General features: G+C 61.2%; 9 protein-coding genes. 2 read left to right on the top strand and 7 right to left on the bottom strand.

Annotated elements, in window-relative coordinates; genetic code table 11:
* Positions 1 to 95: 95 nt before the first annotated feature.
* The 5 genes from ACYVNQ_RS00675 to mnmC form a co-directional block, all read right to left on the bottom strand.
* A complete protein-coding gene (locus ACYVNQ_RS00675) occupies positions 96 to 809 on the bottom strand; it encodes a glutamine amidotransferase (RefSeq protein ID WP_460900209.1) in 714 nt (237 codons plus the stop codon).
* 181 nt (positions 810 to 990) lie between these two features.
* Positions 991 to 1,635, bottom strand: coding sequence for a MarR family winged helix-turn-helix transcriptional regulator (locus ACYVNQ_RS00670; protein ID WP_460900208.1), 645 nt, complete (start codon positions 1,633 to 1,635; stop codon positions 991 to 993).
* 617 nt (positions 1,636 to 2,252) lie between these two features.
* The gene (locus ACYVNQ_RS00665; protein WP_460900207.1) at positions 2,253 to 3,368 is read right to left on the bottom strand and encodes a YbdK family carboxylate-amine ligase; all 1,116 of its coding nucleotides are present in this window, start codon (positions 3,366 to 3,368) and stop codon (positions 2,253 to 2,255) included.
* A gap of 46 nt (positions 3,369 to 3,414) precedes the next feature.
* Complete coding sequence (locus ACYVNQ_RS00660) at positions 3,415 to 4,617, bottom strand: cation:proton antiporter (RefSeq protein WP_460900206.1); 1,203 nt, start codon at positions 4,615 to 4,617, stop codon at positions 3,415 to 3,417.
* A 944-nt stretch (positions 4,618 to 5,561) separates the two neighbouring features.
* Positions 5,562 to 7,523 (bottom strand): bifunctional tRNA (5-methylaminomethyl-2-thiouridine)(34)-methyltransferase MnmC2/FAD-dependent 5-carboxymethylaminomethyl-2-thiouridine(34) oxidoreductase MnmC1, encoded by a 1,962-nt coding sequence (gene mnmC, locus ACYVNQ_RS00655; protein ID WP_460900205.1) that lies wholly within the window; start codon positions 7,521 to 7,523, stop codon positions 5,562 to 5,564.
* 426 nt (positions 7,524 to 7,949) lie between these two features.
* On the opposite strand from mnmC, the gene ACYVNQ_RS00650 reads away from it, so the two are divergent.
* Positions 7,950 to 8,228, top strand: a complete 279-nt coding sequence (locus ACYVNQ_RS00650) for an HU family DNA-binding protein (RefSeq protein ID WP_018441348.1) — start codon at positions 7,950 to 7,952, stop codon at positions 8,226 to 8,228.
* A gap of 239 nt (positions 8,229 to 8,467) precedes the next feature.
* On the opposite strand, the gene ACYVNQ_RS00645 is transcribed toward ACYVNQ_RS00650, so the two are convergent.
* Positions 8,468 to 9,784: a GTP-binding protein gene (locus ACYVNQ_RS00645; protein ID WP_460900204.1), complete on the bottom strand. Its 1,317-nt coding sequence runs from the start codon at positions 9,782 to 9,784 to the stop codon at positions 8,468 to 8,470.
* A gap of 126 nt (positions 9,785 to 9,910) precedes the next feature.
* Positions 9,911 to 10,354: a lytic transglycosylase domain-containing protein gene (locus tag ACYVNQ_RS00640; RefSeq protein ID WP_460900203.1), complete on the bottom strand. Its 444-nt coding sequence runs from the start codon at positions 10,352 to 10,354 to the stop codon at positions 9,911 to 9,913.
* A 518-nt stretch (positions 10,355 to 10,872) separates the two neighbouring features.
* Between ACYVNQ_RS00640 and gspD the strand changes: the two genes are divergently transcribed.
* Complete coding sequence (gene gspD / locus ACYVNQ_RS00635; protein WP_460900484.1) at positions 10,873 to 13,206, top strand: type II secretion system secretin GspD; 2,334 nt, start codon at positions 10,873 to 10,875, stop codon at positions 13,204 to 13,206.
* Positions 13,207 to 13,219 lie beyond the last annotated feature (13 nt).

The raw sequence follows: 13,219 nt of genomic DNA, 5'->3' as shown, positions 1-13,219 counted from the left end.
ACCCGTGCAGCTTCGCTGCAGGTGCTCGCGGTACTACCCGCGACGCTTGCCGTCGTGCTGGAGAGCTTTGCCCGATGCGCTATGCGCTATACGCTTCAGGCCTTCGCATCGAGCGCGTTGAGCCACTCATCGAAAGTTCGCCATGCGGCCAGTTCGAGTGCCGGGCCGAGCCGCGCGGTATCGGCGCGCAGTTGCCGTGGGTCGATGCCATGCGTAGCGAGTTCGCTCGCGTGGCCGATCAACCAGGGTTCGAAGCGGTCGGTGCGGATTTCAGGATGGCATTGCAGGCCGAGCACATGCTTGCCCCAGGCGAACACCTGATGCTGGCAAACCGGTGTGGACGCGAGCAGTGTGGCGCCGGTTGGCAAATCGAAGGTGTCGCCGTGCCAATGCAGCATCGACGTCTGTGCTTCATCAAGATGACGAAGCGGTGATGCGCGACCCGCGTCGGTCAGCGTAAGCGGCGACCAGCCGATTTCCGCATGTCCGGACGGATAGACCCGCGCACCCAGCGCACGTGCGATCAGTTGCGCGCCAAGGCAAATTCCGAGCGTCGGCAAACCGGCCGCAATCCGCTTTTCGATCATCGACAGCAACGGCGCGACCGATGGATAGCGGTCGTCGTCATAAGCGCCGATCGGGCCGCCGAGCACGACCATCAGCGAAGCAGCCACCGGATCCGGCGCCTCGATGCGGGCAAAGCCGACGTCGAGATAACGCACCGGCCAGCCGCGGTCGCCCAGCACCCGTTCGAGACTGCCCAGATCCTCGAAGTGCACATGGCGAATCGCCAGAACTTCGTGATTCATCGGCCCATCCCACATCGCGTTGACAAAGGAAGCAACGTCCTGCCGGGCAGGGCACCAAGCCAGCTGAATCGGCCGAAGCAGGCCACCAGCAGACGTTACACAGGAAAATTTGCAGGAAATCTCGCCGAAGCCGCGCGGTGCGCTTACGCGCCCGCCGCTTCGGCACCGCAGTTTAGCCGAGTCAGCCTTGCTGCGCGAAAATCTTCCAGGTCTTCTTCTGTGTGGCGATGTCCGCCGCTTCGTGAACCGAGCAATCGAGCCGCAGGCCGGTATCGGCCATCGTGATATCGAGCAGCGCGCAGCGATGCAAGGATTTCTTCGGATTCTTGCTCGGTTCGAAATGCGAGCAGGTCACGCACATGCGGTGCAGCGGGATGTGACCTTGCACTTCGAGTTGCCGGACGGTCTTCAGCAGCGTCCGGTAGAACACCGTCTGCTCGACGTCAGGCAACGTGCCGACTGCCTTGGCCAGGAAGTCCGGCCATTGCGCCGCGCGCTTGGCCGCAGTGCGCCCGCGTGCCGTCAGGCGGACTGCCAGCGCCCGTCCGTCGTCCAGTGCGCGCCGCTTCTCGACCAGACCCTTGCCTTCCAGCGTGCTCACCGCATCGCTCGTGGTCGCGGCGGTCAACGCCGTTTCACGTGCGATCTCGCCGAGACGCATCGGGCCTTTGCGCTGCATCAGCAGCACGAGGATTTCACCTTGCGTGGGCGTGAGGCCTGCGCCTTCCGCCCATTCCCATGCCTGGCTACGCATTGCCGTGCTGAGTCGCAGCAGGCTGTGGGTCACCCGCCCGGCTGCCTGCTCTCCGTATACGCCTTCGCTCATAGTCATTCGTTGGTTATTGACAGCGTGCCGCCGCGTTTTGCCCTATCGGCAAACCCGGTCGGCACCGTGTGGGGTTGTTCGCCAGAAAGGCCGGCGAGCCGAATCCTACTATCTCAAAAATGTCCTGCTGTGCGCGCCTGTGCCGGCGCGTCATTCGAGAGTCGCACACTCTCAACTTGTCCGCAGCGAACGCTGCACGGTTCATGACAAACCTGGGCAACGTGACCACTCGCAGCGGCGAAGTCGTCATTCTATTCGAGAGCGGCAAATCGTACAGCTAAGTTGTCCAACGCAATCTGTGGATAACCACGGGAAAAGACTTGTGACTCGCTGTGCGTGAATTCTGGATAAGGTCGGACGCGGTGGTCAGGGCAATCAAGTTGTCAGCCTTTCCCGGCCGCCGTGCACTGGTCATCCGCAGGCTTATGGTTTTCGCAGCTCTTTGACTTTTCAGGCAATTATTCCGTTGTCCACAGCCAGGGCCAATGCTTGTTAACTACTACTACGTTTGTATATGTAAACATTGGAAATAACCTGAAGGCCGAAGCTGGGCGTTCATAAACGAAAAAAAAACCCGCCTGAAGCGGGTTCTCGATGGCCTGAACGGAACATTGCGCTCAGGCGCGCCACTGCAGGCACTGCTGCCGCACCGCCTCATGAAGCGACTTCTCTTCGCTAAACACCTCGCGCAGCCACGTCGCGTCGTTGACCTGGCCGCGTGCGATCGCGCCGATTTCGTCCAATGCCTTGGCTGAGCCTAATGCTTCGGCATGCGGCGCGATTCGATCGAGTGTCGCAAGAATATCTTCCGAAATGGTTCGGCGCTCACCGGTTTGCGGATCGATGCAGGTGCCGGCCAGACCGAAACGGCACGCTTCGAAGCGGTTAAAGGTATAGACGAGGTAGTCGTCCTCTTTTGGCGTAAGGGGTTTATCCAAAAGAAGATGGCGCGCCAGGGTCTGGATATAGCAGGCAATCGCCGCGGCGCGATCGACTGACAGCGGCGTATCCATTACGCGTACTTCGATCGTGCCGAAACCGGGCTTCGGGCGAATGTCCCAGTAGAAATCTTTCATGCTGTTGACGACACCCGTGTGAACCATCTTCGAAAAGTACTCTTCGAAGCTGTCCCACGTCAGCACGAACGGCGCGCGTCCCGATAGTGGAAACGCAAACACCGAATTCAGACGCGCCGAGTGAAAGCCGGTATCGACACCTTGCACATACGGCGAAGAAGCCGACAGCGCAATGAAATGCGGAATGAATCGGGACATCGAATGGAGCAGGAACAACGCGCTATCCGAATCTGGACAGCCGATGTGCACGTGCTGGCCGAACACGGTGAATTGCTTGGCCAGATAGCCATACAGCTCAGACAGATACTGAAAACGCGGCGTATCGACGATCTGCCGTTCGCTCCATTGCTGGAACGCGTGTGTACCGCCGCCGCACAGGCCGACGTTCAAACGGTCGGCGGCGGCGACCAGCGTGTCGCGAATCGTGTGCAGATCGGCGACCGCCTGCTCGTGCGTCGTGCAGATGCCGGTCGACAGCTCGATCATGCTTTCGGTGATTTCCGGCGTGATGTTGCCGGGAATCTTTTCGTCCTTGATGAGCCGCAACAGGTCGGAGGCGGCTTTGGTCAGATCATAGTCATGCGTATTGACGATCTGCATTTCGAGTTCGATCCCGAACGTAAACGGTTTCGAATCGACGAAAGTTTCGAGTGACATGGCGTGCCTTGATTCGGGTTAATCGCTTTTCTTGCTGTCCGCTTGCTTACTCGCGGCGCTCGCCGACCAGCGCGAGACTGCGATAGACGAGCCACGGCCCGACCAGTTGCAGCACGACGATCGAGCACATCATGATCGCGCGCAAGGTCGGGTCGAAGTTCGGATACAGCGTATAGGTGTCGTCCACCAGCAGATAGGCGAGCGCAGACATCGGCGACAACGACAGCCCGAGCGCCGCGCCCTGCTTCCAGTTCAGCCCGCTCGGCTTGGCGAACGCGAGCACGCCGACCAGCTTGGCGATCAGCCGCGCCACGATCAGACCCAGCGCGGCCACGCCGCCGAGCGCGATATCGCGCCATTCGAAGGTGGTCAGCGTCAGCACGAACAGGATCACGGTCAGCAGCCAGCCGGCAGTGCCGAAATGTTGCGGCCACAACTGCGGGCGCGCTTCCAGATTTTTGACGATGATGCCGGCCGCCAGCAGGCTAAGGATGGTCGACAGCTTGAACACGTGCGCGATGGCGATGGCCAGCAGCACCATGCCGAACAGCGCGACGAACGAATGCTCGTCCTGCATGTTCACGCGGCGATAGAAAAAGGTACAGGCGCGTGCCAGCAGATACGCAAGAATCAGAGAGCCAACCAGCAGATAGAGCGGCTGCAGGATCGTGGCAAAAACATTGCCGTACGTCTCCTGATGCAGCCAGCCCGACGCAAGTTTTTCGATAACGACGGCATACATGCTGTTCAACGCGGTGAGCGTCATCAAACGCTGCGTGACCTGGCCTTCCGCGCGCAGCTCGGTTTTCAGCTGGATCACCATCGCCGGCGAAGTGGCCATCGAAATCGACGCGAGCACCATCGCGGTCATCACCTGCACGTGCGCAAGCAGCAGCACGGTCAGCACCAGCACGAAGGTCAACGTGGCTTCCGCGATGCTCGACAGGATCAGCCACGTGTTGCGGCGGATCCAGCGCAGGTCGAGGCGGCTACCGAGCTCGAACAGCAACAGTCCCAACGCCACATCCAGCAACGGACGTGCCGCACTGGCGGCATCGGCATCGATTACGCCGGAGCCGGCTGAACCTGCGATCAGTCCGATTACTGCGTAACCGGAAATACGCGGCAGATGCCATGCGCGGTAGCACAGCTCGCCGCACAGACCCGCGGCCAGCAGCGCGAGGCCTGCCCAGAAGATGGCATCCGGGGTCAACGGCCAGGCGGGAAAGAATGAAAACGCCGACTTCATCGTGGTGGCTTCTCCTTTGCGACAAGCGCAAGCGTTTCGAGCCGGCACATGGGGCGCTCACAGCGGAGCTCATGGGGCCGGCGGCCAGCGGGATGCGAAGCGGGCACACAACCACCGCATCGCGCCGACCAGCGTTGCGCGTTGTCAACGATCGGGTGAAAAACTGGACGAACACGCCAGGACTGCCATCTAGGCCTGCCCTCGAGGACTGCCACAGCGGCGCACGGTCCAGGCGCGGGTGATAGAACGCCGTCGACTGTCGAATCAGATTCTGATTGGCCGCCAACCGTTCCTTTGGTGCGTTTGCGTCCGTCGCGAAACACGATAGACGACGCGTGAAGAACGGCGATTGTGCCATAGCTTCCGTACATCCTGTTGCAATTGGCGTCGAACTCACCGTCAAAGAGGTAAAACGTACGTTATCTGGTAGATATCAGGAAAAACCGACCTTTCTGCGGGCGGTTTTGGATCAGCGAGGCGGGGTTTGGAGAGGGGTTGGCGTGCCCAACTACGCGTTCTGCGACGGCGGTTCCGCCTTCCGGTTTCGCCTGGGTTGAGAGGTTCAGCTTCGAAGCTGTGTCGTTGGGTTCGTCTGTCTGGTGTTGGTCGATCGACCTGTGCCGACAGGCAGCGCGTGTCTTTATCGATATGTTTACCTGTATATATATGTAGTAGCAGTTAACAAGGCAGCACCATTTCTGTGGATAACCTTGGTTTACCGAAGCGAATCATGGTTTTGCAGACCGCATAACCAGACGCACAGCGTGTGTGGGCGCAGAAGGTTTACCGGAATAACTTTTCAGGCTTTGCGCGGTTTGCCGAGTTACCCCGTTTACGTCCACATCGAGTCCACACGGGTTTCGACCAGCCTTCAACCGGTTATCCACATGTTGGCGTGGATAACCGGCATCGCGGCGAAGCGCTGGGTTTTGGGGTCTTCGGGATCAGTTGAACGCGTCGTGCCGCAACGCGCGCAGCAGGAAACGCGCGGGGTCGATGGCTTCGGCGAGCTCGCGTTCGATCGGCCAGGGCTCGCCGTCGATTTGCGAGGCGATCAGTTCGGCGCCAAGTGCGGCCCACACGAGGCCACGCGAGCCGTACGCAAACGCGCCGTATAGTCCGTCGGCGCGCGGCAAGTCGCGTGGCCATGCGCCGCGCAGGCGAACCGCGTCGGCGATTGCGGCGGCTTCGTCGGCGAGCGCGCCGATCATCGGCATGCGATCGCTCGCGACGCAGCGGAATGCGACGCGTCCGTCGAACGCTTGCTGTGTTTTGAGCGCAGCGGCGAACGAAGGCAGCATGTTCGCGACGCGTTCGACATTTTCGATATGGCCTTCGGCACGCAGTGCCGGGTCGGGGTCGTCGATGTCGTAGGTCGCGCCGGTCAGCGTGATGCCATCGGCGAGCGGCACCGCGTAACCTTCGCCGATTACCGGCACGCGCAGATCGGGCGCACTACCTGCGGGCATTAGCGTCAATTGACCGCGCACGCTGCGCGTCGGCGCGTGCGACAGCGCCGCAATGCGCGCCGCTTCGTGTGCATTTGCAACGATCACGACCGGTGCGCGCACAACCGCTTGACCCGTCGTGTCGTAGACCATCCATTGATCGCCGGATCGTTCGATACGCGCCGCCTCGACGCCAAAGCGCCGTTCGAGCAACGCGCCCGCCGCTGCGCATTGCGCTGCGCAAAGCGCGGCCGGATCGATCCAGCCGCCGTGCGGAAAATAGCAGCCACCGCGCGCAACCGATATTCCTGAGAATTGCTGAGCATCGTCGCGCGACACCGACGCGACGAATTCTGTGGGATACCCAAGCGTTTCAAGCACCTGTGCGAATGCACGCGCTTCCTCTTCGCTTTCGGCGACTTGCAGCAAACCGCGCGCGCCGCGCATCAACTGCGAGGACGCATCGCCAAGCTTCGACCAGCGCTGCAACGCATAGAGAAAACCTGCACGCGTGATGCGCGATGCGACGCTATCGTCGCGCGACAACATCGGATGAAACACACCGGCGGGATTGCCCGAAGCTTCTTGTGCTGCCGCGCGATGCCGCTCGAGCGACGTGATGTGCCAACCGCGCGCCGTGAGCCGCTCGATCAATGCGCACCCGGCGAGCCCTGCGCCGATCACGACCGCGTGCCGTTCGCTGACTGGTAGCGGCAATGGCGGTTCGTAACGACGCACGCGCCAGCGCGGTGCGAAATGTCCGACCAGCATCGTACGTTTCCAGCCGAAGCCGTCGACCTTTCGGATTTCGAAACCTGCTTGCGCGAGTCCGCGCTTGACGTCGCCGGCGCTCGTGTAGGTCGCTACGGTGGCGTCCTCGCCTGCGACGCGCGCCAGCGCGCGAAAGATCGCGGCACTCCACAGTTCGGGATTCCTCGCGGGCGCGAAGCCATCAAGATAAAACGCATCGGCGCGCAGCCAAAGCGTAGCTAACGTCTGCGATGCGTCGCCGAGCACCAGCGTCAGCGTGACGCGGCCGCCTTCAAATTCGAGACGGTGCGTGCCAGGCACGAGCATCGGCCATGCATCAACCAGCTCTTGTGCAAGTGCCGAAATCGGTGCATTTGCAACGATCGCGTCGAGTGCGCTGCGCAAATCCGCTTGCGAAAACGGGTACATCTCCGTCGACACAAAATGCAGACGTTCGCAGCGCCGCGGGTCGGCGCGCCACTGCGCCCATGTCGCCAGAAAATTGACGCCGACGCCGAAACCCGTTTCCAGCACGGTGAAAACGCGCCGCTCGCACCACCGCTCGGGCAACCCGTTGCCGTGCAGATAGACGTGGGTGGCTTGCTCGAAAGCGCCGACCGCGCTGTGATAAATGTCTTCGTAGCGGGGTGAGTATTGGGTGCCGTCGGCACGAAAAGCGAGTGCGGCGAGAGTGAGCGTGGCAGTCATGCGAAGTGAAAAACGGTCGGACGGTTCGCTTCCGGCACCGTCAAAAACCGCCAGGATACCCTTGTGGCGGGGCTTTCAGCGCTTCGCGAGCAGTCGAAAACGTTGGCAAAAACCAACGCTAAAGCGGCTTTAACCATTGCTTGCGGCTGCAATCCGAGGCTATCGATACGCAATTTCCCGGATTCCATGCTGGATCAGGCATGGCGCTGTGTAATTCTTCGAAACCCTTGTCCAGAAAGGGTTTGCGCTGCGCTATCATAGCAAGCGCCGCGAGGGAAGCGGCAGCACGGTGTTCGATGCAGTGCGGCATCGCATTGCTCGGGTCGGGGGAACTCCCAAGCCGTCGCTGCTCGACGGCGCGGCGCGCGCACGTATAATCGGCGCGTTCGCGCTGTTCGTGTCAACCTAAACCAGAAAGGAACCTTAATGAACAAACAGGAACTGATCGACGCCGTCGCAGGTCAGACGGGCGCCAGCAAGGCTCAAACCGGCGAAACGCTGGACACGCTGCTTGAAGTCATCAAGAAGGCAGTGTCGAAGGGTGATTCAGTTCAGTTGATCGGCTTCGGCAGCTTCGGTTCGGGCAAGCGGGCAGCACGTACGGGCCGCAACCCGAAGACCGGCGAAACCATCAAGATTCCGGCCGCCAAGACGGTTAAGTTCACGGCTGGCAAAGCATTCAAGGACGCAGTCAACAAGCGCTAAGCAAACGCTAGTTTGATTTGTTGACACCCGCCTGACGGCGGGTTTTTTTTGTCTGTGTTTTGTTGAGTTTTGCAGTGCGGCGATCGGTTTTAGCGTGTTCGGTTTTTAGGACGCTCGTTTGTCGCGTTTGTTGCGGTTGTCGCATTTGCCGCCGCACAAAGCGTTCGGCCGGCAATCAGCCGGCCGAATCGTTTGACTACTTCATTTGATCACTTCAATCGGGCTGCTTAAAGCCGCACTCAATGCGAATGGCCGTGACCGTCGTCGTCATGGTCATGATCGTGGTGGTCGTGATCCGCGTGCTCGTCGTCGGTGTCTTCGAAGTTCACGTCCCAGCTTGGGAATGGATCCGGGAAGGCTTTCCACCCTTCTACACCGAGCGCATATTCGGCATCGGTCAGCAGGCACGCGTCGAGTTTGGCGCGCCACAGCGCCGGATCGATCTGGATACCTATCATTACCAGTTCCTGGCGACGGTCGCCGACCGAAAAGTCGTTCGGATCGCCGTACCAATCCGCCGCGATCTCGGCCAACAGTTCGTCGTCGCCTTCTGGCCATTCGCTACGGTCTTGCGCCGCCCACCAGGTACCGGCCGGTCCATGACGACAGGCGCCGCCCGCTTGCGACAACGTACCGCCCACATCATTACGTGTGGCAAGCCAGAAAAAGCCTTTAGTACGCAGGATACCTTTCCATTCCTGATGCAGCAGCGCCCATAAACGTTCAGGATGAAACGGCCGGCGCGCCTGATAAACAAAATGGCCGATCCCGTATTTGTCCGCTTCACCTTCGCGATGATGATGAGCATGCTCATCATCGTGCTGCATCGAAGCCAGCCAGCCGGGTGCGTTCGACGCCTCGTCGAAATCGAAGCGCTTCGTATCGAGCACTTCTTCGAGTGGCACCTTGCCGAACTCGCTGACGACCTGCACCGCACGCGGATTTACCTCGGTGAGTATGCGCTGCAGCTTTTCAAGTTCGTCGGCGCTGACCAGATCTGCCTTGTTGACCACCAGCACGTCGCAGAATTCGATCTGGTCGATCAGCAGTTCGACGATGGTGCGGTCGTCTTCTTCCGATGCCGCGATGCCGCGTTCGGCCAGTCCGTCGGCACACGCATAGTCGCGCAGAAAATTGAACGCATCGACGACCGTGACCATCGTGTCGAGCCGCGCGATATCGCCAAGCGAAGCGCCGTCGTCGTCAGCGAAGGCAAAGGTCTCGGCGATCGGCATCGGTTCCGCGACGCCAGTCGATTCGATCAGAATCGCATCGAAGCGCCCTTCCTCCGCGAGCCGCTGGATTTCCGTGCGCAGATCGTCGCGCAGCGTGCAGCAGATGCAGCCGTTCGACATCTCGACGAGCCGTTCTTCGACATGCGAAAGCTCGGCCGCATCGCGCACCAGCGCGGCGTCGATATTGACGGCTGCGAGATCGTTGACGATCACCGCGACGCGCAGGCCGGCGCGGTTCGCGAGAATGTGATTGAGAAGCGTGGTCTTGCCGGCACCGAGAAAACCGGAGAGCACGGTGACCGGCAGTGGCGGCTGGTTCATCGCAGTTCGCAAGTGATGGAAGGCGCGCGCGAGCAGCGGCGCGAAGCCGCATTGTGCATCAAATGTCAGGGGGCCGTCCGGAGGCGCCGTCAGCGAGCGCCGCGGCAGGATGCTAATATTGCGGCCTTACTGCGCCGGCATCAGCTTCCATTTCTGCAGGATAGCGACGATTTGCCGTGCGTAAGTGTCGCGCAGCGTGGGTGTTTCAGAGTGATAAGCGCCCACCGCCTGCCACGTATTGCCGTACTTGTTCATTTTCTGACGCAAGTGCCACGCGGCGATGTAGACATTCTTGCATGGCTCCATCAGCGTCCCGCTGGAAATGCCATATTGTGCAAGTACTGGCAGATGCACGGAGTTGATCTGCATCACGCCGTAATCCGTCGACCCGTTCGCATTCTTGTGCATTGCGCTCGGAGTGTTATGCGATTCTTGCCAGGCGATCGCACGCAGGATCAGCGGATTCACCTTCTGATAGTTCGCCGCTTCGTCGAAACAATCCGCGTGCGCGGCCCCAGTTGCGAGCAGCGCGGCAAGCCCAGCGGCGACAGTTAGAAGGGTCGGCTTCATTTCACTAAAGGACTATCGAGATGACTATCAAGAGCACTAAGCAAATCAAAACAAAAAAGTAAACACGGTGCGGTGGCGCACGGCGGCTGACAAAGCCGAGCAATAAACCCCGCACCATCGGGGAAAACCCGTGCTTGCCAGGCGGCGCTGCCCGATCGAACCGCCCGTATCATACCGGCAAGCGGTCCCGCGTCAATGTTCTCCAGCCGACATATACCCTGCGAAGCAGGACGTCCGTGTGACATTGTGCAATCGCTCAAAGCCAATGCTTTCAACCCCTTACGGCGCTTAGGCCGGCTAGGGGGATCTTACGGAAGCGCTTTGTTTTGTGACATTTCCGACACGAAAAGCTGTTACTGTTCTGGCTTTCCGAATACCGGACCGGCGGCACCTGATGGGTCAAACGCAACCCGTCGAGTTTGCCAGCAGACCACGGCGCGTTGCCGTACTGGGGTATTCGCAGCGAACAGTCGGCGCGTGGCGCCGGCATCCTGATCACATCCATGAATAGAAATCGTATGGCATTGCGTCGCACGGCAACGGCGCTGGTGGTGGCTGGTTTGTTCGCCGCACCACTCGCGCACGCACAGGTCACGCTGAACTTCGTGAACGCTGACATTGATCAGGTGGCCAAGACCATCGGTGCGGCGACCAACAAGACCATCATTGTTGACCCGCGTGTCAAGGGTCAGCTGAATCTGGTATCGGAGAACCCGGTACCGGAAGATCAGGCGCTGAAAACGCTGCAGTCCGCGTTGCGCATGCAAGGCTTCTCGCTGGTGCAGGATCACGGCGTACTGAAAGTCGTGCCCGAAGCCGATGCGAAGCTGCAAGGCGTGCCGACTTATGTGGGCAACGCGCCGACGGCGCGCGGCGACCAGATCGTCACGCAGGTGTTCCAGCTGAAGAACGAGTCGGCCAACAACCTGCTGCCGGTGCTGCGTCCGCTGATTTCGCCCAATAACACGGTGGCGGCCTATCCGGCCAACAACACGCTGGTCGTGACCGACTACGCGGACAACGTGCGGCGCATCGCGGAGATCATCGCGGGCGTCGATACGGCGGCGGGTCAACAGGTCGCCGTCGTGCCGCTAAAGAACGCGAACGCACTGGATGCCGCACAGACGCTGACGAAGATGCTCGATCCGGGCGCGATCGGCAGTACCGATGCGACGCTGAAGGTATCGGTTTCTGCAGACCCGCGCACCAACTCGCTGTTGCTGCGTGCGTCGAACGGCGGGCGTCTGGCCGCGGCGAGGACGCTGGCGAGCCAGCTCGACGCGCCGACTTCGCAGCCCGGCAATATCCATGTGGTCCCGCTGCGCAATGCCGACGCGCTGAAGCTCGCCAAGACCTTGCGCGGCATGCTCGGCAAGGGCGGCGGCGATTCGTCGAGCGCCGGCGGCGCGGGCGGCAACGGCAGCGGCGCGAATTCTTTTAGCCAGGGCGGCGGTGGCGGTAGCGGCTCGACCGGCGCGTCGGGCACGCCGCCGTTGCCGGGTGGCTCGTCGAGCTCGTTCGGCGGCGGCAGCTCGCTCGGCAGCGGCAGTTCGCTGGGCGGCGGCAGCGGCGGCGGTTCGTATGGCGGCGGCCAGGGCAACGGCAGCGGCGGCCTCCTCGGCGGCGACAAAGATAGCGACGAAGACACCCAGGGCGGCATGATCACCGCCGATACGTCCACCAACTCGCTGATCATCACCGCGCCCGAGCCGGTGTACCGCAACTTGCGCAACGTGATCGAGCAGCTCGATTCGCGCCGCGCTCAGGTGTATATCGAGGCGCTGATCGTCGAGCTGAACTCGAACACCAACGCCAATCTCGGTATTCAGTGGCAGATTGCGAACAATTCGATCCTGGCCGGTACGAACCTGCCGGGCGCGGGCAATAGCATCGTCAATCTGACGGCGGCAGCGGCGGCGGCCGGCGCGACCGGCGGCGGCCTCGCGGGGGCGATCGCCAATGCGCCTCTGGCGAACGGCCTGAACGTCGGCTGGATTCACAATATTTTCGGTGTGCAGGGGCTCGGCGCGCTGCTGCAGGCGCTGTCCACGACCGATGACGCAAACGTGCTGTCGACGCCTAATCTCATTACACTGGACAACGAGGAAGCGAAGATCGTGGTCGGCACGAACGTGCCGATCCAGACCGGTTCGTTTTCGAATCTGACGAGCGGCAGCACGGCTGCGGCGTTCAACACGTTCGACCGGGTCGACGTCGGTTTGACGCTGCACATCAAGCCGCAGATCACCGACGGCGGCATCTTGAAGCTCCAGCTTTACACGGAAGACTCGGCAATCGTGGCCGGCACCAACAATGCCGCGACGAACCCGGCTGGCCCGGAGTTCACCAAGCGTTCGATCCAGTCGACGGTGCTTGCCGACGACGGCGAGATCATCGTGCTGGGCGGCCTGATGCAGGATAACTACTCGGTCAGCAACAGCAAGGTGCCGCTGCTGGGCGATATCCCGTGGATCGGCCAGCTATTCCGCTCGGAACAGAAGACCCGCTCGAAGACCAACCTGATGGTGTTCCTGCGCCCGGTGATCGTGAACGATCGCAGTACCGCGCAGGCCGTTACGTCGAACCGCTACGACTATGTCCAGGGCGTAGTCGGCGCGTACAAGACGGATAACCGCCTGATCAAGGACAACGACGATCCGGTGCTGCCGCCGATGCCGATCGGCCCGAGCCAGGGCGGTGTGCCGGCGATGAACCTGTTCAATCTCGACCAGATGCGGCGTAATCAGGTGGCGCCGCCGGGTGCGGTTTCTCCGCAGGCCCCGGCCGCGGTTCCCACTCCGGTTCCGACGCCCAACACCCGGGCCACCCAGCTTCCGGGAGGCACGCAGTGACACAAGCGCTCGC

The organism is Paraburkholderia jirisanensis (assembly GCF_054782355.1).
The sequence above is the reverse complement of the archived record's forward strand: the minus strand, read 5'-3'. Positions and strand labels throughout refer to the sequence as shown.

Excerpts from the sequence above, each read along its gene's own strand:
- mnmC (WP_460900205.1), bottom strand. The coding sequence starts at position 7,523 with ATGACTGCCACGCTCACTCTCGCCGCACTCGCTTTTCGTGCCGACGGC.
- gspD (WP_460900484.1), top strand. The coding sequence starts at position 10,873 with ATGGCATTGCGTCGCACGGCAACGGCGCTGGTGGTGGCTGGTTTGTTC.
- ACYVNQ_RS00665 (WP_460900207.1), bottom strand. The coding sequence starts at position 3,368 with ATGTCACTCGAAACTTTCGTCGATTCGAAACCGTTTACGTTCGGGATC.
- ACYVNQ_RS00640 (WP_460900203.1), bottom strand. The coding sequence starts at position 10,354 with ATGAAGCCGACCCTTCTAACTGTCGCCGCTGGGCTTGCCGCGCTGCTC.
- ACYVNQ_RS00670 (WP_460900208.1), bottom strand. The coding sequence starts at position 1,635 with ATGAGCGAAGGCGTATACGGAGAGCAGGCAGCCGGGCGGGTGACCCAC.
- ACYVNQ_RS00645 (WP_460900204.1), bottom strand. The coding sequence starts at position 9,784 with ATGAACCAGCCGCCACTGCCGGTCACCGTGCTCTCCGGTTTTCTCGGT.
- ACYVNQ_RS00660 (WP_460900206.1), bottom strand. The coding sequence starts at position 4,617 with ATGAAGTCGGCGTTTTCATTCTTTCCCGCCTGGCCGTTGACCCCGGAT.
- ACYVNQ_RS00675 (WP_460900209.1), bottom strand. The coding sequence starts at position 809 with ATGAATCACGAAGTTCTGGCGATTCGCCATGTGCACTTCGAGGATCTG.
- ACYVNQ_RS00650 (WP_018441348.1), top strand. The coding sequence starts at position 7,950 with ATGAACAAACAGGAACTGATCGACGCCGTCGCAGGTCAGACGGGCGCC.